The sequence below is a fragment of the Leptotrichia sp. genome (genome assembly GCF_057270615.1).
This window is the reverse complement of the sequence record NZ_DBHIXN010000005.1, coordinates 56,129-80,033: the sequence shown is the minus strand read 5'-3', so window position 1 is coordinate 80,033 and position 23,905 is coordinate 56,129. Positions and strand designations below refer to the sequence as shown.

General features: G+C 28.2%; 23 protein-coding genes. 19 read left to right on the top strand and 4 right to left on the bottom strand.

Translation table 11 applies throughout. From position 1 onward, the window contains the following. From ACO409_RS02130 to ACO409_RS02115, 4 genes are all read left to right on the top strand, one after another. A partial coding sequence (locus ACO409_RS02130; RefSeq protein ID WP_485554388.1) for an RNA-guided endonuclease InsQ/TnpB family protein occupies window positions 1–812 on the top strand: 812 nt, incomplete at its 5' end. 322 nt (window positions 813–1,134) lie between these two features. Then, window positions 1,135–1,950: a tRNA threonylcarbamoyladenosine dehydratase gene (locus ACO409_RS02125; protein ID WP_485554386.1), complete on the top strand. Its 816-nt coding sequence runs from the start codon at window positions 1,135–1,137 to the stop codon at window positions 1,948–1,950. A 49-nt stretch (window positions 1,951–1,999) separates the two neighbouring features. Beyond that, window positions 2,000–2,956, top strand: a complete 957-nt coding sequence (locus ACO409_RS02120) for a hypothetical protein (RefSeq protein WP_485554385.1) — start codon at window positions 2,000–2,002, stop codon at window positions 2,954–2,956. Window positions 2,957–3,126: 170 nt separating this feature from the next. Further along, window positions 3,127–4,044 (top strand): cell division protein FtsZ, encoded by a 918-nt coding sequence (locus ACO409_RS02115; protein WP_485554383.1) that lies wholly within the window; start codon window positions 3,127–3,129, stop codon window positions 4,042–4,044. A 199-nt stretch (window positions 4,045–4,243) separates the two neighbouring features. Here ACO409_RS02115 and ACO409_RS02110 read toward each other — a convergent pair whose 3' ends face one another. Both ACO409_RS02110 and mscL read right to left on the bottom strand, forming a co-directional pair. Continuing rightward, window positions 4,244–4,753, bottom strand: a complete 510-nt coding sequence (locus tag ACO409_RS02110; protein WP_485554381.1) for a DUF5362 family protein — start codon at window positions 4,751–4,753, stop codon at window positions 4,244–4,246. Window positions 4,754–5,012: 259 nt separating this feature from the next. Beyond that, on the bottom strand, window positions 5,013–5,408 hold the full coding sequence (mscL, locus tag ACO409_RS02105) for a large-conductance mechanosensitive channel protein MscL (RefSeq protein ID WP_485554379.1): 396 nt from the start codon (window positions 5,406–5,408) through the stop codon (window positions 5,013–5,015). A gap of 266 nt (window positions 5,409–5,674) precedes the next feature. Between mscL and pnp the strand changes: the two genes are divergently transcribed. From pnp to ACO409_RS02085, 4 genes are all read left to right on the top strand, one after another. Next, complete coding sequence (gene pnp / locus ACO409_RS02100; RefSeq protein ID WP_485554377.1) at window positions 5,675–7,777, top strand: polyribonucleotide nucleotidyltransferase; 2,103 nt, start codon at window positions 5,675–5,677, stop codon at window positions 7,775–7,777. A 128-nt stretch (window positions 7,778–7,905) separates the two neighbouring features. Beyond that, window positions 7,906–8,460, top strand: a complete 555-nt coding sequence (gene pgsA / locus ACO409_RS02095) for a CDP-diacylglycerol--glycerol-3-phosphate 3-phosphatidyltransferase (RefSeq protein WP_485554375.1) — start codon at window positions 7,906–7,908, stop codon at window positions 8,458–8,460. Between the two features lie 171 nt (window positions 8,461–8,631). Then, window positions 8,632–8,901 carry a YggT family protein gene (locus ACO409_RS02090; RefSeq protein ID WP_485554373.1) on the top strand — a complete coding sequence of 90 codons (270 nt, stop codon included), beginning with the start codon at window positions 8,632–8,634 and terminating at the stop codon, window positions 8,899–8,901. Window positions 8,902–9,107: 206 nt separating this feature from the next. Beyond that, window positions 9,108–10,244 carry a S1C family serine protease gene (locus ACO409_RS02085; RefSeq protein ID WP_485554371.1) on the top strand — a complete coding sequence of 379 codons (1,137 nt, stop codon included), beginning with the start codon at window positions 9,108–9,110 and terminating at the stop codon, window positions 10,242–10,244. 88 nt (window positions 10,245–10,332) lie between these two features. On the opposite strand, the gene bioB is transcribed toward ACO409_RS02085, so the two are convergent. After that, window positions 10,333–11,349, bottom strand: a complete 1,017-nt coding sequence (gene bioB, locus ACO409_RS02080) for a biotin synthase BioB (RefSeq protein ID WP_485554370.1) — start codon at window positions 11,347–11,349, stop codon at window positions 10,333–10,335. Between the two features lie 113 nt (window positions 11,350–11,462). Next, window positions 11,463–12,038: a biotin transporter BioY gene (locus tag ACO409_RS02075; protein WP_485554368.1), complete on the bottom strand. Its 576-nt coding sequence runs from the start codon at window positions 12,036–12,038 to the stop codon at window positions 11,463–11,465. A gap of 441 nt (window positions 12,039–12,479) precedes the next feature. Between ACO409_RS02075 and ACO409_RS02070 the strand changes: the two genes are divergently transcribed. The 11 genes from ACO409_RS02070 to ACO409_RS02020 all read left to right on the top strand — a co-directional run bounded on the left by ACO409_RS02070 (window position 12,480) and on the right by ACO409_RS02020 (window position 23,860). Continuing rightward, window positions 12,480–14,432 (top strand): aconitate hydratase, encoded by a 1,953-nt coding sequence (locus tag ACO409_RS02070; RefSeq protein ID WP_485554366.1) that lies wholly within the window; start codon window positions 12,480–12,482, stop codon window positions 14,430–14,432. Between the two features lie 134 nt (window positions 14,433–14,566). Continuing rightward, on the top strand, window positions 14,567–15,568 hold the full coding sequence (locus ACO409_RS02065) for an isocitrate/isopropylmalate dehydrogenase family protein (protein WP_485554364.1): 1,002 nt from the start codon (window positions 14,567–14,569) through the stop codon (window positions 15,566–15,568). Between the two features lie 9 nt (window positions 15,569–15,577). After that, complete coding sequence (locus ACO409_RS02060; RefSeq protein ID WP_485554362.1) at window positions 15,578–16,909, top strand: citrate/2-methylcitrate synthase; 1,332 nt, start codon at window positions 15,578–15,580, stop codon at window positions 16,907–16,909. A gap of 131 nt (window positions 16,910–17,040) precedes the next feature. Further along, window positions 17,041–17,745, top strand: coding sequence for a UTRA domain-containing protein (locus ACO409_RS02055; RefSeq protein WP_485554360.1), 705 nt, complete (start codon window positions 17,041–17,043; stop codon window positions 17,743–17,745). A gap of 14 nt (window positions 17,746–17,759) precedes the next feature. After that, window positions 17,760–18,440: a winged helix-turn-helix domain-containing protein gene (locus ACO409_RS02050; RefSeq protein ID WP_485554358.1), complete on the top strand. Its 681-nt coding sequence runs from the start codon at window positions 17,760–17,762 to the stop codon at window positions 18,438–18,440. Window positions 18,441–18,615: 175 nt separating this feature from the next. Further along, the gene (locus ACO409_RS02045; protein ID WP_485554356.1) at window positions 18,616–19,971 is read left to right on the top strand and encodes a sensor histidine kinase; all 1,356 of its coding nucleotides are present in this window, start codon (window positions 18,616–18,618) and stop codon (window positions 19,969–19,971) included. A 458-nt stretch (window positions 19,972–20,429) separates the two neighbouring features. Next, window positions 20,430–20,717: a PepSY domain-containing protein gene (locus ACO409_RS02040; protein ID WP_485554354.1), complete on the top strand. Its 288-nt coding sequence runs from the start codon at window positions 20,430–20,432 to the stop codon at window positions 20,715–20,717. Between the two features lie 128 nt (window positions 20,718–20,845). Continuing rightward, the gene (locus ACO409_RS02035; protein WP_485554353.1) at window positions 20,846–21,217 is read left to right on the top strand and encodes a PepSY domain-containing protein; all 372 of its coding nucleotides are present in this window, start codon (window positions 20,846–20,848) and stop codon (window positions 21,215–21,217) included. Window positions 21,218–21,488: 271 nt separating this feature from the next. Beyond that, entirely contained in the window at window positions 21,489–22,508 is a 1,020-nt protein-coding gene (locus ACO409_RS02030) for a pseudouridine synthase family protein (protein WP_485554352.1), read from the top strand. A 230-nt stretch (window positions 22,509–22,738) separates the two neighbouring features. Next, on the top strand, window positions 22,739–23,155 hold the full coding sequence (locus ACO409_RS02025) for an HD domain-containing protein (RefSeq protein WP_485554351.1): 417 nt from the start codon (window positions 22,739–22,741) through the stop codon (window positions 23,153–23,155). Between the two features lie 54 nt (window positions 23,156–23,209). Continuing rightward, window positions 23,210–23,860, top strand: a complete 651-nt coding sequence (locus tag ACO409_RS02020; protein WP_485554349.1) for a Fic family protein — start codon at window positions 23,210–23,212, stop codon at window positions 23,858–23,860. Window positions 23,861–23,905: the final 45 nt, after the last annotated feature.

Genomic DNA, 23,905 nt, shown 5'->3' with positions numbered 1-23,905 from the left:
TCAAATCTAAAAAGAATAATGTTAAAAGTTACACGACAAATTGTGTGAATAATTCGATACGAATTGAGGAAAACAAATATTTGGTTTTGCCAAAATTGAAAAAAGTAAAATTGAAATATCATAGAGAAATACCAAAGGATTATAAAATAAAGTCGGTAACATTGACAAACAGTAATGGAAATTACTATGTTTCTGTTTTGACGGAATTTGAAAAAGAAATTCAAAAAATGCCAAGTAATGATAAAGTGATTGGACTTGATTTTTCAATGTCTGAATTATTTGTCAGTTCTGAAAATCAAAGGGCTGATTATCCAAGATATTTTAGGATGTTGGAGAAAAAATTGAAAAAATTACAAAAATCATTATCGAGAAAAGTAAAATTTTCTAAAAATTGGTATAAGCAAAGATCGAAAATATCAAAACTACATGAGTATATCAAAAATTGCCGAAGAGATTTCTTGCATAAATTATCGAAAAAATTATCTGAAGATTATAATGCTGTGGTTGTTGAAAATTTGAATATGAGAGGGATGAGCCAGGCATTAAATTTTGGAAAAAGTGTAGGAGATAATGGATGGGGAATGTTTTTGAGAATGCTTGAGTATAAGTTGATGTTTTTAGGGAAACAATTTTTGAAGATAGATAGGTGGTTTCCGTCATCGAAAACTTGTAGTAAATGTGGAAATGTTAAAGAGGAACTGAAATTATCAGAAAGAAGTTATAAATGTGAGTGTTGTGGAATTGAAATTGATAGAGATTACAATGCGGCACTGAATATAAGAGATATTGGAAAAGAAATGTTGAAATATTAGGAAATAAAAAAACAGGGCAGGAACTGCCCGAAGAGCTTGGTAAATATATTTGGCTAGCAAAAGCAGATACTTCCCAAGAAGCTCCCGCTTCTAAAAGCGGGAGTAGTTCACATTTGTGATATAATAGGGGCGAAAATTTTAAAATTGAAAAGATATGAGAGGAGTAAAAATCCAATCTAGTTGAAATTTTGCTTTTTTTAAATAATAAAAAAGTAGAGAGGAAATAATAAAGATAGAAATTTAAAGATACTGTTTTTATTGGGATTTTTATACTTTTGTAAATGATTAAAAATAAGTGTTGAAAAGGAGAAAGATTTTAAATATGAATAATAAGAATCAGACATTTGCCAGATTTTCAATGATGGTTGGAGAAGATGGAATTGAAAAGTTGAATAATTCAAGAGTTATAGTTTTTGGAGTTGGAGGAGTTGGGTCTTATACTGTGGAGGCTCTGGCGAGAGCTGGAGTCGGGCATATTACGATGGTTGATTTTGATGAAATTTCAGAGTCAAATATTAATAGACAGCTTCATTCACTTAGAAGTACGATCGGGAAGTCTAAAGTTGAGGTCATGAAGGATAGAATTTTGGATATTAATCCTGAATGTGAAGTTGAACTTGTGAAAAAGCTGATAGCCGATGATATTGAGGAAGTTTTAGGAAATTTTGAGAAGGTTGAAAATTTGGAAGAATCAAAAGATTTGGATAATAGTAAGAAAAATTATAAATATGATTTTGTGGTGGATGCTATTGATGTGATTGGGAGTAAAGTTAATTTGATTGAATATTGTGTAAAAAATAAAATAAATATTATTTCTTCAATGGGATTTGGGAATAAAATGCATCCAGAAATGGTAGAAATTGCAAAAATAAAAAATACATCTGTTTGTCCGATGGCAAGAACGATTAGGAGTATTTTAAAAAAGAAAAAAATTATAAATGTACCAGTTGTGTATTCAAGGGAAATTCCAGTTAAACCTGACAAATCAGAATTATTTAAGGAAGAATTGCCGACTGAATTTAGGGAAAATAATGAAATTCCGAGAAAAACTACGCCTGGAAGTAATTCATTTGTGCCTGGAACAGCTGGGCTTGTGCTGGCTTCTTATGTTGTGAGAAAAATTTTAGAATGGGATTGATTTAAATAAAAAAATAATAAAAGAAAAATGAAAAAAGGAGTGAGATTAATTGGCAGAAAAAAATGAGGCTGTTTTGACAGCGGGAAACGAGAAAAATTTAGAGAAAAATAAGAAAGGTAATTCTCCAAAATGGGATTCTGAGAAAAAGAATCTTTTAGTAAAAATATTAATTGTAGTTGGATTAGTTTTATGTATTTTTGGAATAATGGATAAGATTTTTGAGCATACGGTTTTTAATTTTTTTAAAAACTTGACAATGCCGTATTTGGAAAAGACTTATGAAGAATCTAAAAAGATGTTTTTGACATTGTCTCTTTTGAAGGGGACTACAGATATTATTGAAGGAAGTACAGTTAATGTAAGTATGATTGTTGGGATGGAAATTGAGATTGGAGATATTGTTCAGCCTATTTACGATATGATAAATATTTTGTGGAAAGTTTCACTTGCAAGTGTTGTTATATTAAAATTGGAAACAATTTATTATGAGGTCTTTAAAGTAAAATTGGCTACAATCTTGACGTTTATTTCATTGATTACAGTTTTTCCATATACTATTTATAAAAATAAAGTTACAAGAATTTTCAAGAAAATTTCAAAATATTCACTTTTTGTCTTGCTTTATATTTATATAGTTTTGCCAGGTGCGATATATGTAAATTCAGCAATTTCAAAATATTTTCAAAAAGAGTACCAATATCCTGCAACTGTTGAACTAAATCAGGATTTAAGCAGATTAACTAAAGTAAAGGATGAAATGCTGTCACTAGATCATTCAAAAAGTATTTTTAATATTCCTGGACAAATAGATAGTGCAAAAGGTAAAATTGATAACTTTACAAAGGAAATAAATACTATTTCTAATGATTTAGTTGAAGATGCACCAGTTATTATTGGAATACTTTTATTGACATCAATAGTGTTGCCATTGTTAATAGTGATTTTGCTTTATGTGATTACAAAGTCGATTATTTTTGAAAAATTGAGTGAAGTTGGGAAAAAATAATAAATAGAGAACGAAAAATTGCAGTTATTAATTTAACTGTAATTTTTTCTTACTTGAAATACCCTTTCTAATCTGCTAAAATATAACTATAAAAAGTTGAATTTTAATATTAAAAATCTTTAATAGAAGGGAGATTTGCAAAGATTTGTATTTGCAAAAGTGGGATTGATATGAAGGATAAAGTAAATATGAAAGTTGTTGGAATTGGCGGAATGGGGATAAATTTTGTTAATTTTATGATATCTTCGGGAACAAAGAAAGTTGAATACATAACGGTTGACACAGATAATAAAAATTCTGAAATAAGTCGAGCACAAAAAAAAATTTTTTTGGATACTGGAGTTAGGGAATGCAGTATGGAGCAGGCTGAAAGAGTGGCATTTCAGTGTGAAAATCAGTTTCAGGAACTACTTTACGGGACAGATATTTTATTTTTAATTTCAGGAATTGGTGGATCTACTGGAAGCGGAGTAATGCCTGTCATTCTTGAGATTGCAAAAAAATTGAAAATTTTTACTATTAGTATCGTTGCACGTCCATTTTATTTGGAAGGATTTGAAACTTTGAAAATTGCGAATACAGGAATAAAGAAAATTGAAAAACTTACAGATAGCTTAATTATTATTCCAAATGAAAAATTATATAATTATATTGATAGAAAAGAGACTCTTGAATCTGTTTATAATACAGTAAATTTGATCATAAAGGAAGGTATTGAGGGAATTGTGAATATCTTGACAGAAGTTGGATTTATGAATATTGATTTTTTAGATGTAAAAGCTGTTCTTTATAATGCTAAGAATACAATTATTAGAGTGGGAGAAGGTAAGGGAGATAATGCAGTTGATAAAGTAATTGAGCAACTTATGGAAAATAACTTGTTTGAGGGTAAATTGGAAGATGCGAAAAGAGTTTTAATAAATTTTACAACAGGACAAAGTGTTTCACTTATAGATATTGGAAAAATTACAGAAAAAATTTCTGATATTATAAAGGATAAAAATGTTAATCTGATATGGGGAGTTGTAATTGATCAAAGTTATGATGAAATTGGAAAAATAAAAACAGTTGTAATATCTAGTATTTAATTTTTAATAAAATAAATTTTAAAATCAAAATTTAGAGTTAAGAGTGTACATTTTTTTGTATAATTATATATATTTTTTTAATTTACGTAGATATTTATACAAAATTTTGGACACTCTCAACTTAATTTAAAATTTTATATTATTCTCATTAAAATATCCTTTGCTAAAAGTGAATAAAATATGTTTTTTAGTAATAAAATTATAATGAATCAGCTAAAGCGCTTATTGCAAAAAGCATAACAATTCCATAAAAGAGAATACCTATAATAATACTAACTACTATAAAAATAATATATAGTTTTAAGGCTTTTGACTGCTCATTGAAGTATGATTTTAATTGTTCTCCATCTTTCGTGATGAGAGTATCTTCTAAAGCGTTTGCTGATTTAAAAAATTTAATTGAAATTATAATAGTAAAAATTCCAAGGAATAATATTAATATTTGAAAAACTCCTACAATAATTCCTAGAACTGACAGAACTTTTATTACCGTTGCCATAAATTTTATATTTTTTACAGTTAGATCATCTAAAGTCAATGTAATGGAACTATTTTTTGTATTTTCATTGGAACTGGAATAAGTGTCAGTCAAATTTGAAGTACTAGAATTATTTATTACTTCATTTCTTATTTTATTTAACTCTTCCATATCGTATTTTGAATGATGTTGTTCATTGTTATCGTTATTTTTATTGCTTTCAAAGTCCATAATAGCCTCCTTAATATTTTGATTTGAATTATTAAATGTATTTGATAGTAGCTGTATTTAATTTTGGACTAAAATGTGTTAAAGATTTTAAATAATATTATTCTACAATTTTAAATAAACAGGAATTTTTTTATTTTGACAAGAAGATACATCCCTTTGCTATAATATTTTTTAATATTTAAGTAGAAGATTTGTTATGAAATTTTTGCGGGATCTGATACTTCTTGCCAATATACAAGTAAAATTATAATATAATTTTTTATTTATTTTTTAAAATATCTCTGATTTCAGATAATAATGTTTCTTCTTTTGTTGGAGCTGGTTCAGCTGGTTTTTCAGCCACAGCAGGTTTTCTTAATTTATTTACAAATTTTACCATAAGAAAAATAACAAAAGCCATAATAAAGAAATTAACTACGTTTTGGATAAATAATCCATATTTTACTGCAGCTTCTGGAGTTGAACCGCTGGCAGGTGTAATAACTAATTTTAAGTTTGAAAAATCAATTTTTCCTAAAATTATTCCGATAACAGGCATAATTATGTCATCTACTAACGAAGTTACTATTTTTCCAAAAGCAGCCCCAATTATAACTCCAACTGCAAGATCCATTACATTTCCTCTTGATATAAATTCTTTAAATTCTTTAAACATTAGAAATAGCTCTCCTTTCAAATATATATCGTTAATTATAATGTATTTTTTAAAAAAATGCAACCTTTTTATTTTTTACCATATCTTTGATTTAAAAAATTTGTAAAAATTCGTAAAAAATGGTATAATTAAAGAAATTTTAAGAAGGTATTTTGAGTAAGTAATTGTAAAATTTTTTATTAATTTAAACGATAAATATTAAGTGAGTAAAGAATTTTACTATTATTTGCTCCCTTCTTAAAAAATAAAAATTTTTAGGAGGAAAAATGTTTGAAGAGAAAATTTATGGTTTTAATTTAGGAAACCAACAAATTAAGATAAGTACTGGAAAGATTGCACGTCAGGCTGGGGGATCAGTTATTGTGCAGTGTGGAGGAACTGTACTTTTGGTTACAGCGACTAGAAGTAAGGATGTCAAGGAAGGACAGGATTTTTTTCCGCTTACAGTTGATTATATTGAGAAATTTTATGCATCTGGAAAATTTCCGGGAGGATTTATAAAAAGGGAAACTAAGCCAGGAACTGATGAAATCCTGATTTCAAGATTGGTTGACAGACCGATTAGACCGTTATTTCCAGAAGGATTTTTAAATGCAGTTCATATTGTAATTACGGTACTTTCCTATGATGAAGTGAACTATCCTGAAAATCTGGCTACAATCGGAGTTTCTGCTGCATTAGGATTATCAGATATTCCGTTTGCGGGAACTGTGGCTGGAGTTACAGTTGGGTATATTAATGGAGAATATATTCTGAATCCAACTGGAGATCAGCTTTTGGAAAGTGAAATCCAATTATCAGTTGCAGGTACAAAAGATGCTGTAACAATGGTAGAAGCTGGAGCTAAAGAGGTTTCTGAAGAAGTAATGCTGGAAGCTATTATGTTTGGACATGAAAAGATTAAGGAAATTTGTGCAGAGCAGGATAAATTTTTGGCACAATTTGACGTACAAAAATATGAATTTGAAAAAAAGGAAGTAGAGCCTGAAATTAAAGAGTTTATTGACAGCTTTGAAAATGAAGTTGAAAATGCGATTATGACACCTGGTAAATTGGAAAAATATGAAGCAATTGACAATTTAGAAATAGAACTTTTTGAAAGATATATTGAAAAACTTGAAAGTGAAGAAAGAGAAATTGATGAAGATCTTGAAAAGGAATTTAAAAAATATTACAGAGATGTAGAAAAAAGACTTGTAAGAAATGCTATTTTGTATAAGCAATATCGTGCTGATGGAAGAAAAACTACTGAAATCCGTCCAATTGATGTGGAAATAGATACACTTCCAATACCGCATGGTTCAGCATTATTTACACGTGGAGAAACTCAGGCATTGGTTGTTGCAACACTTGGAAGTAAAGAAGATGAACAAATTATTGATGGAATGGAAGATGAAACACGTAAAAAATTCTTCCTGCATTATAATTTTCCGCCATATTCAGTTGGAGAAGCTGGGTTCATGAGAGCACCTGGAAGACGTGAGCTAGGACATGGAAATTTAGCTGAAAGAGCATTAAAGCATGTTATGCCAGATCAAGACAAATTTCCGTATACAGTAAGACTTGTTTCTGAAATTACAGAATCTAACGGATCTTCATCACAAGCGACAATTTGTGGAGGATCGCTTGCATTAATGGCAGCTGGAGTGCCTATAAAATCAACAGTTGCAGGAATTGCAATGGGGCTTATAAAAGAAGGGGACACGTTTACTGTACTTACTGATATTCAAGGACTTGAAGATCATCTGGGAGATATGGACTTTAAAGTTGCAGGTACAAAAGATGGAATTACTGCGATTCAAATGGATATAAAAATTGAAGGAATTACAAGAGAAATAATGGAAATAGCTTTAAAACAAGCATTGGAAGGAAGAATGTTCATTATTGATAAAATGGAAGCTGTAATAAGCGAACCTAGAGCTGAAGTTTCTGAAAATGCACCAAAAATTGAAGTTATCAAAATTAATCCAGACAAGATTGCAGGACTTATTGGGCCTGGAGGAAAAGTTATTAGAGCGATTATTGATGAAACTGGAGTTTCAATAGATATTGATGATGATGGAACTGTTTCGATTTTTGGAAAAGAATCTGAAGGTATGAAAAAAGCATTGGAACTTGTAAAAAATCAAACACAGTCTGTTGAGTTAAATGGAATTTATGAAGGAAAAGTTACGAAATTAATGAAATTTGGCGCATTTGTGGAAGTATTGCCTGGAAAAGAAGGACTTTTGCATATTTCGGAAATAAGCAACAAGAGAGTTGAAAAGACTGAAGATGCACTAAAAGAAGGTCAAATTGTAAGGGTTAAAGTAATCTCAATGGAAAATGAAGATAAATTTAATTTAAGTATAAAGGCATTGCTAAAATAAATACTTAAAAAGAATTTTCATAAATCAAAGCATAACATTACTTGTTTGTAGTTAGCTAAGAAAGTAATAAAATAAAACAAAATCAGAAAATTAAATAAAAATAATAAATTATGAAGGAGCGTGAAAAAATGAAAATAAATTTACCTAACAAATTAGCAATATTAAGAATTATTTTGGTTATTCCATTTGTAATATTTTTAAGTTTAGCTTTAGAATTATCAGAAGATACAGGAATTTCCATGACAATGAGAATATTTGCAGCAATTATTTTTATAGGAGCTGCTATTACAGATTATTATGATGGAAAAATTGCAAGAAAATATAATATGATTACAAATTTAGGAAAACTTTTAGATCCATTGGCTGATAAAATTCTTGTTATTTCAGCTTTAGTTACACTTGCAAAATTTACTCAAATTAGTTTGTGGTTTGTAATAATTATAATATTTAGAGAATTGCTAATAACAGGGCTTCGTTCAATTGTGGCGGCTGAAGGAGCTGTAATTGCAGCAGAAAGCCTTGGAAAATGGAAAACTGCAACTCAAATGGCAGCACTTACAATAATAATTTTGATACCTTTTAGCTTTGCAGTAAATAATATCTTATTGATTATTCCATTAATATTAACAATAGTTTCAGGAATTGGATATATTATAAAATGTAAAAATATCTTGAACAAATAAAAAATGACAAGTTTATTTGACAGTTCAAATTTACAAACTAAAAGAATTAATTTATTAATAGCAATTAAAATTGTTCTTAATAATTAATAGATTTGTTCAAAGATTATAATTTAAAATTTAGTTAGATTGTTATAAAAATTCAATAACCTTTTAAATTTTGGAGGTAAAGTTTTGGATATTATTATAGAAATAATATTAAAAGTGTTTGATTTATATTCTCTTCTTATTCTATTAAATATTTTAGGCTCGTGGATCGATCCATACAATCAGGTAATAGTTTTTCAATGGATAAGAAAAATTACAGATCCATATTTACGAATATTTAGAATAGTAATTCCTATTGGAAATATGAGTTTTGATATTTCTGCAATTTTAGGATTAATAGTTATAGAAATGCTAAAAGAAATATTTATAAAGGCTATTTCAATAGGTATGTTTTAAATGTTTAGTGTATGTTAATTTTTATTAAAAAGCAAGATAATTTTATTTAAGAATAAGGAATTTTGCTATTTTCTGTTAAATAAAAATTTATAAAATCTAAGAATAAAAAAAATGAGAATATCATTTTTTCTAAGAAAAGAAGAGTAAAATAATTAACATTGGGTGACTAAAAAATATAAATTTTACAAAAGAGGAGATTTTAAAATATGAAATTAAAAAAACTCATAACGACATCATTTATGGCGGCTGCTCTTACAGCAACTGCAGCTGCAAATAATACAGATATTTTGCAAAATAAACAAATTGTTCAAAATACAAACGTTACAGGAGATATGTATAGTGCTCAGGATGCATTTGCTTCAGTTTATGACAAGGCTAAGGATTCTGTTGTAAATATAAGAACTAAAAAGACAATTATTGTAGAAACTTATAATCCGCTTGAGGCATTTTTGTTTGGAACTTCTGGTGTAAGACAGCAAAGACGTGAGTCAGGAAGTTTGGGATCAGGATTCATAATTTCAAGTGATGGATACATGATGACTAACAACCATGTTATTGATGGTGCTGATGAAATTTATGTAAAATTATCTGATGGACATGAATATTTAGCAAAATTAGTTGGAACATCACCAGAAGTTGATATTGCTATTTTGAAAGTAAATGCTAATAGAACATTTAAACCTTTAAAATTTGCAAATTCAGATAATATAAAAATAGGACATTGGGCGATTGCATTTGGAAATCCATTAGGACTTAATAGTTCGATGACTGTTGGTGTAATTGGAGCTTCTGGAAGAAGTTCGCTTGGAATTGAACAAGTAGAAAATTTCATTCAAACAGATGCTGCTATAAATCAAGGAAATAGTGGTGGACCGCTTCTTAACATCAATGGAGATGTTATTGGTGTAAATACTGCAATTTATTCTCCAAATGGTGGAAGTGTAGGATTAAGTTTTGCAATTCCTTCAAATTTGGCTGAAAATGTAAGGGATTCAATTATAAGAAGTGGAAAATATGAACGACCGTATATTGGAATTTCAGTACTTGATTTAACGCCTGAATTAAAGACAGAAAAAAGAATTTCATATTCAACAGGTATTTTAGTTCAACAAGTTTATCCAAATTCTCCAGCATCAAAAGCTGGATTAAGAGTTAATGATGTAATTCTTGAAATTAATGGAAAACGTGTAACATCAGCAGGATCATTTATCGGAGAACTTGCTGCTAAGAAAATAGGAGATACAGTTAATTTAAAAATAGCTTCTAATGGAAAAGAAAAAAATATTTCCATGAAGCTAGAAGCATTTAATTATCAACAACAATCAAAACAGCAAAGAAGATAAAAAATAATTAAAGATCAAAGTTATAAAAAATAGGCTTTCTCAAAAATTTTGAGATTGCCTTTTTTTTTACAAAATTCACAAAAAATTTTTAAATTTTATAACCTAATTCTGTTACCATATTCTTATCTTTTTCTATTGTTGTCCCTACAGTTGTTAAGAAATTTCCTGTAAGTGCAGAATTGATTCCACATTTTAAGCCAGTTTCTACATAATTTCCTAATTTAATTCTTCCTCCAGCATATCTTAAATGAGTTTTAGGCATAATAAAACGATAAATGGATACAGTTTTTAAAATTTCTAATGGTTCTAATGCTTCATTATTTTCAAATGGAGTTCCAGGAATTGGAGTTAAGATGTTTATCGGAACAGAATTAACTTCCAATGCTTTTAAATCAAATGCCATATCGATTCTATCTTCGATAGTTTCACCTAAACCAAATATTCCGCCACTGCAAACATTTAGTCCAATTGCTTTTGCATTTTTTATAGTATTAATTCTATCATCATAAGTATGAGATGTGCAGACATTAGGATAAAATCTTCTTGATGTTTCTAAATTATGATGATACATTGAAATACCTGCATCAGCCAATTTTTGTAATGCTTCTTTAGTACAGATACCATGAGAGGCGCAAAGACTTAATTTATTAGTATGTTTGCCTATAAATTCATAAATTTCAGCTAATTTGTTTAATTCTTTTTCATTTCCATTAAATCCTCTGTCACTTGTTACAAGTGAAAATCTATGAGCACCTTGATTTTCATTTCTTTTGGCTTCACAAAGTGCTATTTCTTTTGAAATAAGACCGTAGACATTTACTGCTGTTTTAAAATGAACTGACTGTGCACAGAATTTACAATTTTCAGAGCATTTTCCAGATTTTGCATTAACAATGGTGCACAAATCAAAATTTTTTCCACAGAATTTTTCTCTAATTTGATTTGCTGCTTCAAAAAGCAAGTTTAAAGTTTCAATATCATCATTAGGAATTTTTGATAAAAAGATTGCCTCATCATGAGTTATGTCATATTTTTCATTTATAATTTTATTTTTTAAGTGTGATATAAACTTAACTAATTCAGTTTGATTATTATTTTTTAACATCTATTTTTTCCTTTCTTTGTATTCAAAAAGTTGTGTTAATAAAAAATTATGATAATTAAATAAAAGATCTCCTAAAAATTGCTTTAAAGGAGATTCTTTGTCTAACAAATAATTTAATTTTTATTTTTTTTAATAAATTTCCATAATCTTGGAAATAAAAGAGTTGCAACAACTGCTTTTAGCATATCTCCAGGAATAAAAGGAAGTACACCAGCCATAAATACATTTTTAATAGGCACAAATAACATCAATACTAATGCACCTAATATAAAAATAATAACACTTACAAGTAATAGTGAAAGAAATGTTTTCACATAAGATTTTGCAATACCTTTATCAGATAAAAATCCTAAAATTACTGCAGCTACAACATATCCTACAATATATCCTCCTGTTGGAGAAAATAATGAACCTGCTTTAAATCCAGCAAAAATAGGAGCTCCCAAGCTACCTGCCACAACATAGGAAAGTACAGTTGCTGTTCCCAATTTTCTGCCATATAATAATGCTACCATTATTATTCCAAATGATCCTAGTGAAATAGGTACAGGAGTGAAATAAAGCGGTATTATAAGCTGAGACATTACTGATAAAAATATAACCCCGCTTAATACCAGAAAAATATTTTTTAAAAATTCTTTTTCCTTTGATTTAATTTTCATAATATCATTTAAAATATTTTGTTTCATAAAAATACCTCCACTATTTTTAATTTTATAGTATTATAACATCTGTTATATAAAAAGTCAATAAAATTTTATAACAAAAGACAGAGTAAATTGTTTGCTTCATAAGTAATAGTAATTTTAATGTTTTGAAAATTTCATACAGTAGTTCTCATTACAAAAAAATTATAATTTTTTAATAGTTTAATTTTAAATGGGGTCGAGTATAAAATTCTAAAAATAAAGTATTATTTTCTTAGTCAATTTATTTGGTATACAAATGAAAAAAAAATAAATTGATAAAATAATTTTTATATCGTAAAATAGCGGTTTTTATTAGAAGTTTTGTAATGATTAATAATATATATGTAATTATATAAAAAATATATAATATGTATCGTTGACACAATTTTGGATTAGTATTATAATATGTCCATATAGAAAATTTTAATCGGGAGGTCAAAAATGGGTATGAGCTTAACATACAAGATTTTGAAAAAAAATCTTCTAAAAGGAGAATTAAAAGCAGGTAACGAAATCGCAGTAAGAGTTAATCAGACACTTACGCAAGATTCCACGGGAACAATGGCATATTTACAGCTTAATGCAATGAATGTTGACAAAGTAGCAACGGAGATTTCTGTGGCTTATGTCGATCACAATATGTTACAATCGAGTTTTGAAAATGCGGATGACCATGAATTTATTAAAACATCGGCCAAAAAACATAATATTGTTTTTTCAAAACCTGGAAATGGAATTTGTCATAGATTGCATTTGGAAAGATTTGGTAAACCAGGAAAAATATTGATTGGTTCAGACAGTCACACACCTACTGGTGGAGGTCTTGGAATGCTTGCAATTGGAGCAGGTGGACTTGATGTTGCGATTGGTATGGCAAGAGGACTTTATTATTTGAAAGTTCCAAAAGTTTATAACATCGAACTTAAAGGGAAATTACAACCTTGGGTGTCAGCTAAGGATGTAATTTTATATGTGTTGAAAGAATTGACAGTAAAAGGTGGAGTTGGATTTGTAATGGAATATACTGGAGAAGGTATAAAATCGTTATCTGTTGAGGATAGAGCTACTATTACAAATATGGGAGCTGAACTAGGAGCTACAACTTCAATTTTCCCAAGTGATGAAAATGCGAAGACATTCTTGGAAAAACAATCACGTGGAGAAGATTTTGTAGAATTATTGCCTGATGAGGATGCAGTTTATGATGAAAAACTAGTTGTTAATTTAGATGAATTAGTGCCACTTGCGGCTTTTCCTCATAGTCCTGATAACGTGCATGAAATTCCGAAAGACAAAAAATTGAAAGTTGATCAAATTGCGATTGGTTCATGTACAAATTCATCTTATTCAGATTTTATGAAACTTGCAGCAATTTTAGATGGGAAAAAAGTTCACCCAGATGTGAGTCTTGTTTTATCGCCAGGTTCAAGTAATATTATGAAAATGATTTCAGAAAATGGAGCATTGGCTAAATTTATAGCGGCTGGAGCAAGATTACTAGAAGCTGCATGTGGACCTTGTATCGGAATGGGACAAGCACCAAAAACAGATGGAATCTCACTTAGAACATTTAACAGAAACTTCAAGGGAAGATGCGGAACAATGAGTGCAGGAGTTTACTTAGTAAGTACAGAAACAGCCGCTGCATCTGCAATCACAGGATATTTGACAGATCCTAGAGAGTTAGGAGAAGAAATTATCATTGAAGATCCAGAAAAATTTGAAGTATCAGATAACTACTTTATTTTCCCTAATCCTAATGAAGAGGAAGCAAAGAAAGAAAGAGAAGATACCAAAATCGTTATGGGACCTAATATTAAACCATTCCCTATTGGAGAAGAATTAAAAGACAGTTTTACTAAAAAGGTTATTTTAAAAACAGGAGATAACATTACAACAGATGATATTTGTCCATCGAATGCCGCATTATTGCCATTCCGTTCAAATATTCCTAAATTATCTGAACACTGTTTTGAAACAATTATTCCAGATTTCAAAGAAAGAGCTGAAAAAAATGACGGTGGAATTGTTGTTGGTGGAGAAAATTATGGACAAGGTTCTAGCCGTGAACATGCTGCATTATTACCACTTTATCTTGGTATAAAAGCTGTTATCGCAAAATCATTTGCAAGAATTCACAAAGCAAACTTGATAAACAGTGGAATTATACCGTTAGAATTTGAAAATGTAGAAGATTACAACAAAATTGATGAATATGACGAATTACAATTATCCAATATTCCAAATTCATTGATAAACGGAAGATTCATTGTTAAAAATCTTACTAAAAATATTGAATTCCCTGCTAAATTCAATGGTTCAGAAAGAGAACTTAAAATCTTGAAATTTGGTGGATATTTAAAATTCGCTACGAGTGATGAATTTTTGAGTTAAAACGTGAATAACAGTAGTTCTAGTTTGATTTTGAGTTAAAAATATTTAAAAATTTTGAATAAGTTATCTCTTAAATTTAAACTGGAATTACTGTAATTTATATAAAAAATAATTTAGAAAGAGTGGAAGATATTATGAAAAAAATTACATTAATACCTGGAGATGGAATTGGATATGAAATCTCTGAAAGTTTAGTAAAAATATTTGATGCAGCAAAAGTTCCTGTGGAATTTGAAACTGAAAATGCTGGATCGGATATTTACGAAAAAACTGGAGAACTTATACCAGAAAGCCTTTATAAAAGCATTGAAAGAAATAAAATTGCGATAAAAGGGCCTATTACTACACCAATTGGAAAAGGTTTTAGAAGTATAAATGTGTATCTTAGAAAAAAATACGATTTATATACAAATTTTAGACCTTCTAGAAATCTACCTGGAGTTGAAACTCGGTATGATAATATTGATTTGGCTATTTTTCGTGAAAATACTGAAGGAATCTATATTGGTGAAGAAAAATATGAGAATGAAGAAAAAACTAGTGCAATCGCTGTGAAAAGAATTACGAGAAAAGGAAGCGAAAGAATTATTAGAAGTGCTTTTGAATATGCAAAAAATAATGGAATTTCAAAAATTACCGTTGTTCACAAAGCAAATATTTTAAAATTTACTGATGGAATGTTTTTGGATATTGCAAGAGAAATTTCAAAAGAATATGAAAATATTGAGTTAGAAGCACTTATTATTGACAATATGTGTATGCAGCTTGTTACAAATCCTGAAAAATTCAAAGTAATTGTTACAATGAATTTATACGGAGATATTTTGTCAGATTTAGTAGCTGGACTCGTTGGTGGTCTTGGAGTTGCACCTGGGGCTAATATTGGAGATGATATTGCTATTTTTGAGGCAGTACATGGATCAGCACCAGATATTGCAGGACAAAATAAGGCAAATCCGCTTGCATTGCTACTTTCTTCAATCGAAATGTTAAAATATTTAAAACTTGATGATTTTGCTAAAAATATTGAAAGAGCCATTTTAAAGACATTAACTGATGGTTATAAAACAGCAGATTTAGGCGGAAATGCTACAACTACTGAATTTACAAACAAAATCATTAAAAATCTGGAATAGGGGGTGTGTATGAAAAGTGATTTTATTAATGAATTAGGAGTATTATTTACTGAAAATAATTCTATCTCAGACGACATTTATAACAAGCTAAATGTAAAAAGAGGACTTAGAAACAAGAATGGAACAGGAGTTTTAGTAGGATTAACAAAAATTGGTTCTGTCCTCGGTTATTCAATTGATAAAAATGGGAAAAAAATTCCAGAAGAAGGAAGACTTTATTATAGAGGAATTTCTATAGATCATCTTTTGAATGAGTTTAAAGAAGAAAAAAAATTTTATTTTGAAAAGACTATGTTCTTGCTACTTTTTGGAAAAATTCCTTCAAATTTTGAATTAAAAATGTTTGTAAGTACCCTCAAGGAATATCGTCATCTTCCAGATGAGTTTATTGAAGACTTTATACTTAGAAAACCAAGCACTGATATAATGAACCAGCTTCAGAGAGCTATCTTGTGTCTTTATACTTTGGATGAAAATCCAGACGATGTCAGTCTTTCAAACTTAATCGATCAATCTTTAAATTTAATTGCAAAATTTCCAAGCCTTCTTGTTTACTGTTATCAGGCATGTAATTATAAACATTTTAATAAAAGCCTAATAATTCATAATCCAATGGAAGAATACAGCATTGCAGAAAATGTCCTTCATATGCTTAGAAGTGATAATGAATTTACGGAATTAGAAGCTGAAGTATTAGATTTAATTTTAGTTATTCACTCAGAACATGGTGGTGGAAATAACTCTACTTTTACTTCTCATGTAGTTTCTTCCACAAGAACAGACACATATTCCTCAATATCTGCTTCAATTGGTTCATTAAAAGGACCAATGCATGGTGGTGCCAATATAATGGTTATAAAAATGATAGAAGATATTAAAAAAAATACTAATCCATATGATAAAATTAAATTGAAAAAGTATTTAAAAGAAATATTTGAAAAAAAAGCCTTTGACAAAACAGGACGAATCTATGGAATGGGACATGCAATTTATACAATATCAGACCCTCGTGCTGTAATTTTAAAGAAAAAAGCTTACGAACTGGCAAAAGAAAAAAATGCACTTGAAGAATTTGAATTATTTTCAAATATTGAAAAATTCACAAAGGAAATCGGAAAAGAGCTTAAAGGGGAAAATTTTGAAATTTGTGCAAATGTCGACTTATATTCAGGATTCGTATATAAACTTTTAAACATTCCTCAAAATATATTTACACCATTATTTGCTTTAGCTAGAATAGCTAGCTGGAATGCACATAGAATGGAACAAATTCTTGTTGATAAAAAATTAATTAGACCAGCCTATAAAGCAATAGATGAAAATGGAAATGTATTTTTATAAATTTTTAAGATAGGGAGAAGTTTTATTCTCCTTGTTTTTTTATTATAAATTGATTTTTATTTGTTCTAACCATTGTTATTTTTCTATTTATAAGATATAATAAGTTGATGTTTTTTGAAAGGAGATAGTCAGTGAGCAAATATAAAGAAGTTTATAATGATATAAAAGAAAAGATTACAAACGGAACATTCAAGGCAAGAGAATTTCTAGAAAGCGAATCTGAGCTTGCACATAAATATTCGTATTCTAAAGATACTATAAGAAAAGCACTTTCTATGCTTGAATTGGATGGATATATTCAAAAAATCAAAGGAAAAAATTCGATGATTTTGGAAAATGGACGTTTTAAGAATAGCTTATCAAATCTTAGAACTTCAAAGGAACTTAACAAAATTGAAAATATAGACATTACTACTAATTTGATAGAACTAAATGTTGTTAGTGGAATTAAAGAAATTATGGATATTTTTGAAGCATCTGAAGAAGATCTGTTTTACAAAGTTTCACGTACTCGTATTTTGGATGGAGAAGCTCTCGAATATGAAACAACTTATTTTGATATGAAAATTGTTCCATTTTTGGATAGAAAAATTGCAGAAAGTTCAACTTATGATTATCTTGAAAATAAATTACAATTGAAAATATCTCATTCACGGCGGGAAATTAAATTCAGATATGCCACTGAAGACGAAAAAAAATATATGGATCTAAAAGAATTTAATTCGGTTGTTGTAATTGAAAGTCATACTTATTTATCTAATGGAACATTGTTTCAGTATGGTGTAAATTCGTATAGACCTGATAAATTTGTATTTTCAACAGTGGCAAAAAGATAGGTTGGTAAAAATTTATGAGAATTTTAGTAATTGAAGATGAAAAAAATTTAAATGATATAATTGTAAAAAAATTAGTAATGGAAAAATATGGCGTAGATAGCTGCTTTAATGGAAATGATGCACTTGATTATATTTTTTCTGTTGAATATGATGTAATTATTTCGGATATTATGCTGCCTGGAATAGATGGATTTGAAATTTTAAAGACAATAAGGGAAAAGGGAATAAAAACACCAGTTTTATTGCTAACTGCACTAGATGGAATTGAAGATAGAGTAAAAGGGCTTGATTACGGAGCTGATGATTATTTGGTAAAACCTTTTGCTTTTGATGAGCTGATGGCGAGAATAAGAGTTCTTTTACGAAGGAATTCTGCAAATGGCAATTCGGCAAGCAATGTATTTTCAATTGCAAATTTAAGAGTAAATTGTAATTCTCACGATGTTTTTCGTGATGATGTTCCAATAAAACTTTCAACAAGAGAATTTACAATTTTGGAATACATGATAAGAAATAAGGAACGTGTACTGTCAAGGGAGCAAATTGAACAGCATATATGGAATTATGATTATGAAGGTGGTACAAATGTTATTGATGTTTATATCAGATATTTGCGAAGGAAAATTGACAAAGATTTTGAACCTAAGCTGATTCATACAATCCGTGGAGTTGGATATGTTTTAAAAGTTGAATAACAAAATAATATTGTTCGAGTATACTGTCAAAAAACTCATTTATGCTTAAATAATTTTATTAGCATATAAAAAATACTTTATGTAAAAATTTATACGAATAAAAATTATAACGCTATATTTTTTATTTTGTATATAAAATTAAAAAAATTGGAAAAGGAATTGAAATAGTAAAAATATGAAAAGATATTTTAATAACAGTTCAATACGGCTAAAAATAGGATTGTGGTACATGGGAATTATGATTTTGCTTGTAATGTCGTCGTTGTACATTGTTTTTTACATAAGTGAGAACATAATTCATTCAAGTGTGCGTACTTATTTAAAAGATGTCGTGATTCATAGGCTTGACTACTTGACAATAAAAGATGGAGAAATCATAATTGATAGCAATTTTGATACAATGATTCAAAATGTGGAAATTTCCATTTATGACAAAGATTTTAAATTTCTTTATGGAAATTCGCCAAATGGATTTGAAATGGATAATAAAAAATCAAAAGATGATAAAATTATAATTGTAAAAAGTCATAATCAAAAATGGTATGTTTATAATAAAATGATTAATCTTGGAAGTTATGGAAAAGTATGGATTAGAGGAGTAATGCCTAATATTGGACAATCTAATGCCATTGAAACGGTTATTCGTATTTCCTTTATAATTTTGCCGTTTTTTCTTATACTTTCAGCAATTGGAGGATATATTATTACAAAAAATGCTTTTATGCCAATTGAGAAAATTAGAAAAATTGCAGAAAAGATCAACGAAGGAAATGATCTTTCACAACGTATTGATCTTGGAGAGGGGGATGATGAACTTCATACGCTTGCTAATACTTTTGATGTTATGTTTGACAGACTTCAGGCTTCCTTTGAAAATGAAGTTCAGTTTACTTCAGATGTTTCACATGAACTGCGAACACCAATCACAGTTATTCAAACGCAGGCAGAATATGGAAAAAGTTATATAAATTCACTTGAAGAAGCTCAAAAATCCTTTGAAATTATTGAAAAAGAAGGACAAAAAATGTCAAAATTAGTGTTGCAGCTACTAACTTTGGCACGTATGGAAAGAGGAAAGCAAAAGTTGAACTTAGAAAATATTAATTTAAGTGAATTACTAGAAATGACTGTAGAAACTCAAATTTCTACTGCAAAATCTAAAAATATAAAATTCATTACAAAAATTGTTCCAGAAATTTATGCAAATATTGATGAAATGATGATTATGCGAGTTTTCACAAATTTAATTTCAAATGCAATTTCCTATGGAAAGCAAAATGGAACAGTTACTGTTGAATTATTTTTAGAAGAAAATAAAATTATTAGTAAAATTTCTGATGATGGAATAGGAATTCCAAAAAATGAATTGGATAAAATATGGTTGCGATTTTATCAAGTGGATTCTTCTAAAAGTGGAGATAATTCAGGTCTTGGACTTTCTATGGTAAAAAAAATTGTGGAATTGCACAATGGAGAAATTTTTGTAGAAAGTGAAGTTGGAGTAGGTACAACTTTTACATTAATTTTATAGTAAAGCTGATTTAAATCTTAACAAAGATCCTAAGTTTATGTGATTTTTAATAGGTTTGGGTATATAATAACAAAATAAAAATTAACTTTAGTAAAAAAATAGCAAGAAAATTTAAATTAAAAAAATTATCACTCTGAAATACCGATTAATATACAAAACTAAAAAAGATTTTTAAAAAAATATGAAAAATTTAAAATTCTCATTTTTCTTTAATGTTTGTGTGGTATTATTATTTTGTCAGAATGAATGATACATAGCTCAACTTAAGTATCAGACTTATTTACTCGAGTATAATAATGTTTTTTAGACAATTTAGTTAGATATCTTAAATATAAAAATGAAAAAATTATATCAATATAAAGAAAGGAGAAATTTTAGTAATTGTATATTAAGAAGAAAAAGGTAAAAGTTATAGATAAATAGATATTATAGACATTGTTTTGAAAGGAGGCAGATGCATGAAAATCAAGTTTTTTAAAATAACATTATTTGGAATGGTATTAGCCAGTTTATTAGCTTTTTCAATTGAAAAAGAAAGAAAAAAAGTGACTACAATTAAAGCAAAACAAGTTGCATTAGCTAAAGTTCCTGGAGCGACATTTGCAAATGTTATTGAATTTGATTCAGGAAATAAAGGATTTTATAAAGGTAAAATCAGTTATCGAAATGTTGCTTATAATTTTGAAATAGATGTTTATACTGGAAAAATAATTAATTGGAGTGAAGATAAAAATAGTAATAATTAACAAAAGCAGGGTCGGGACTGTCCGAAGAGCTTGGTAAATATATTTTGCTGTAAAGGCAAATACTTCCCAAGAATCTCTCGTTTCTATTAAGTGAGAGTAGTTCACAAATAGTTTATGGAGAAGATAAGATGATAAATAGAATAATAAAAAAAGGATGTTTTAATTATACAATTACTTTAGTAATATTTCTTCTTTCAGCAAGTTTTTTGATGGAAGGAAACAATTTTGGGTATGGAAAAATTGAATATGAAAGAGAAACAAAATTGATCCCAAAGGTGAATATAAAAACTTCTGATACACAAATAACACCAAACAAAGCAAAGGAAATTGCATTGGCACATGCTGGAGTTGGAGAAGCGGCTGCCAGTTTTAAAAAAATCAAGCTGGATAATATAAACGGAAAAGCGGTTTATGATATAGAATTCATTGCTAATAAGTCTAGATATGAATTTAATATTGATGCCAGAAGCGGGGCAATTTTAAAGTTTGAGAAAAGATAATAGGAGAAAATGAAGAAAAAAATTAAAACAAAAAAATAAATAAAAAAGTAATAAAGTAAAGGCTATTAAAAAATAGTCTTTTTTTTTGGAGTTATAGCAGTTCTAATACCATTTATCATTTATATAATAAAAATAATTTAAAAACAGAACTCAAAAACTATGACTGTTTTTTTCAAAAAGTTTATATAATTTTTAATAGTTCAATTTTAAATTTTAATTTTTCTTAGAAATAGTGTATAATATAGAAGAATATTTTTGAGGGGAAATAAAAATGGATAAGTTAATAAGAAATTTTGAGAATACAAAATATTTTGGATATATGTTTTTTATAGAATATAATGGAGAAAAGTTTGAATCTTTTGATGAAAATCCAAATAAAAAAAGTGTTAAATTAGAATTTAGGAAAATTTTGGAAAACAATGGAATTAAGATTTTTAAAGGTATTCAGCAGGCTGGAAGGACTGATGCAAATGTAAGTGCAAAGGAGAATATTCTTTATATAAATTCCAAAGATGCTATTGATTTTTTTAAATTAAAATTTTTGGAAATAGAAGGGCTGAAAATTAATAAAGTGGTAAGAACATTGCCATTTTTAGAATTTCCGCAAATGATTGAAAAAAGATATTATATTTATGAATATCCAGAAAATCTTGTGAAAAATGATGAAGAGAGAATAAGTCAGATTTGTGAGAAAGTTTCTGGGAAAAGGGATTTTTACGAATTTACTTCAGAAAAGGGGAAAAAATTAAAGAATCATATAAGGGAAGTTTTGGTGAAGTATGAAAATGGCAGGCTATATTTTGTGGGAGATGGATTTTTGCCGCAGCAGGTGCGGATTATGAGTAATTTTATTTTAAATAACACAAAGTTTGATATTGAAAAATTAAATAATGAAAACTTTGAAAATAGAAAATTAGGGATAAAAGATAAGGCACTTGATGGGAAATATTTGATATTGGAGAAAGTTGACTTTTCAGAGGAATTGGAGAAAATCAGTTTTTTTGATGTGAAAAATATTGAAGAACTGGTGGCTTTAAAAAATGAGAATGATGGAAAAAATTTTTTGAAATTAAATGAAAAAAGTTTAGAAGCAGGAAATTTTGCAAGTAAAATAAATGATTTAAATGATGAATTAAAAAATATTGCTAAAATTAAAAAAATTGAGAAAAATGGTTATTTTACAGTATTTTTTGTTGAAAAGAAAGATAAAGGGGAATTTATTGGGAAAAAGGGGAAAAATGTTAGGAAGTTGAAGAAAATTTTTGGGGATATAGTTGTAAAGGAAATGTAGAAATTAATACTAAACCCCATTTGAATAACGAATAAATTATAAATCTTTTTATAGATTAAACCTAATATTTATTTTCAAATAATTAAAATAAATATTCGCTTTTTAAACGGGGAATAGTATAAGAAAATAGAGAATATATTTCATTTGTAAATTCTGAGTTTGTGTGGCTATTGGATAGGTCAAATAAAAAATTAAATATAAATAAAAAATATGTAAAAGAGGTTGGAAAAATGTATATAATTAGAAAAGCAATGGAGTATTTTAAGCCGAAGATTAATAGGGCTTATATGAATGAAGTTTTGAAAAAATTGACAGAAAAAGAAAAGAAAATATTTTTGGAAATGTCTGATTATGATAAGTTTCATTCGCTTGAAGTTTATAAAAAAGTGAAGAAAACGGAATTGAAAAATAATGATAAGTATTTGAAATTGGCACTTTTACATGACTGCGGGAAAGGGAATGTGTCGATTATAACGAGAGTTTTACATAAATTGGGATTTAAGACAGAATTGCAAAATCATGCACAAAGAAGTTTTGAAAAATTGGAAAAAATTGACGAGGAAGTGGCGATTTTGGCTAAGAATCATCATAATAGAGGTTATTCAGAGGAAATGAGTATTTTTCAGAAATGTGATGATGAGAGTTAAGAAATTGATGAAAAATTTTTAGAAAAGAGTGAATTTATGGAAGACAAGTATAAAATGACATTAGAGGAAAATATTTTTGTTGCGAAAAGAAATGTAGTAGATTCTATTTGGAAATCGGCAAATTTAGAAGGAATAGCAGTAACTTATCCTCAGACAGAAACCATTTTTCAGGGGCTGGGAGTTCAGAATATGAAAATTAAGGATATAAATGCCATTGTTAATTTAAAATATTCGTGGGAATTTATTTTGGAAAATATTGAATATCCAGTTGATTTAAATTATATCTGTAAAACAAATCAACTTATTGGAGAGGCAAATGTAAATCCTTTTCCAGGACAATTGAGATTTTCTGATGTCAGTATGGGTGGAACAGATTGGAAGCCTGAAATTCCTGATAAAGAAAAAGTGAATGACAGTTTGAACAAGATTTTAGAAAGTGAAAATTCTGCAACAGAAAAAGCAATAAACTTAATGCTATATTTAATGAGAAGCCAGCTTTTTTATGATGGAAATAAAAGGACAAGCATGATGGCGGCAAATCAAGTGATGATTCAAAATGGTGCAGGGATTATTTCAGTTCCTATAAAATATCAGGAGGAATTTTTAAAATTGCTTGTGAAATTTTATGAAACTAATAATATGGATGAAATTAAGGAATTGATTTACAATCATTGTATTGACGGGATAAATTTTAAAAGGGAATGAAATTTTGGGAAATAAAAAAATTATAAAAGAAAGAAAAATAGATAA

What these genes read in the sequence shown, in the direction of transcription:
- pgsA (WP_485554375.1), top strand. Translation starts at nt 7,906, where the DNA reads ATGAAAATAAATTTACCTAACAAATTAGCAATATTAAGAATTATTTTG.
- ACO409_RS02025 (WP_485554351.1), top strand. Translation starts at nt 22,739, where the DNA reads ATGTATATAATTAGAAAAGCAATGGAGTATTTTAAGCCGAAGATTAAT.
- ACO409_RS02115 (WP_485554383.1), top strand. Translation starts at nt 3,127, where the DNA reads ATGAAGGATAAAGTAAATATGAAAGTTGTTGGAATTGGCGGAATGGGG.
- ACO409_RS02045 (WP_485554356.1), top strand. Translation starts at nt 18,616, where the DNA reads ATGAAAAGATATTTTAATAACAGTTCAATACGGCTAAAAATAGGATTG.
- ACO409_RS02040 (WP_485554354.1), top strand. Translation starts at nt 20,430, where the DNA reads ATGAAAATCAAGTTTTTTAAAATAACATTATTTGGAATGGTATTAGCC.
- ACO409_RS02110 (WP_485554381.1), bottom strand. Translation starts at nt 4,753, where the DNA reads ATGGACTTTGAAAGCAATAAAAATAACGATAACAATGAACAACATCAT.
- ACO409_RS02065 (WP_485554364.1), top strand. Translation starts at nt 14,567, where the DNA reads ATGAAAAAAATTACATTAATACCTGGAGATGGAATTGGATATGAAATC.
- ACO409_RS02050 (WP_485554358.1), top strand. Translation starts at nt 17,760, where the DNA reads ATGAGAATTTTAGTAATTGAAGATGAAAAAAATTTAAATGATATAATT.
- pnp (WP_485554377.1), top strand. Translation starts at nt 5,675, where the DNA reads ATGTTTGAAGAGAAAATTTATGGTTTTAATTTAGGAAACCAACAAATT.
- ACO409_RS02030 (WP_485554352.1), top strand. Translation starts at nt 21,489, where the DNA reads ATGGATAAGTTAATAAGAAATTTTGAGAATACAAAATATTTTGGATAT.
- ACO409_RS02020 (WP_485554349.1), top strand. Translation starts at nt 23,210, where the DNA reads ATGACATTAGAGGAAAATATTTTTGTTGCGAAAAGAAATGTAGTAGAT.
- bioB (WP_485554370.1), bottom strand. Translation starts at nt 11,349, where the DNA reads ATGTTAAAAAATAATAATCAAACTGAATTAGTTAAGTTTATATCACAC.
- ACO409_RS02085 (WP_485554371.1), top strand. Translation starts at nt 9,108, where the DNA reads ATGAAATTAAAAAAACTCATAACGACATCATTTATGGCGGCTGCTCTT.
- mscL (WP_485554379.1), bottom strand. Translation starts at nt 5,408, where the DNA reads ATGTTTAAAGAATTTAAAGAATTTATATCAAGAGGAAATGTAATGGAT.
- ACO409_RS02060 (WP_485554362.1), top strand. Translation starts at nt 15,578, where the DNA reads ATGAAAAGTGATTTTATTAATGAATTAGGAGTATTATTTACTGAAAAT.
- ACO409_RS02075 (WP_485554368.1), bottom strand. Translation starts at nt 12,038, where the DNA reads ATGAAACAAAATATTTTAAATGATATTATGAAAATTAAATCAAAGGAA.
- ACO409_RS02125 (WP_485554386.1), top strand. Translation starts at nt 1,135, where the DNA reads ATGAATAATAAGAATCAGACATTTGCCAGATTTTCAATGATGGTTGGA.
- ACO409_RS02070 (WP_485554366.1), top strand. Translation starts at nt 12,480, where the DNA reads ATGGGTATGAGCTTAACATACAAGATTTTGAAAAAAAATCTTCTAAAA.
- ACO409_RS02035 (WP_485554353.1), top strand. Translation starts at nt 20,846, where the DNA reads ATGATAAATAGAATAATAAAAAAAGGATGTTTTAATTATACAATTACT.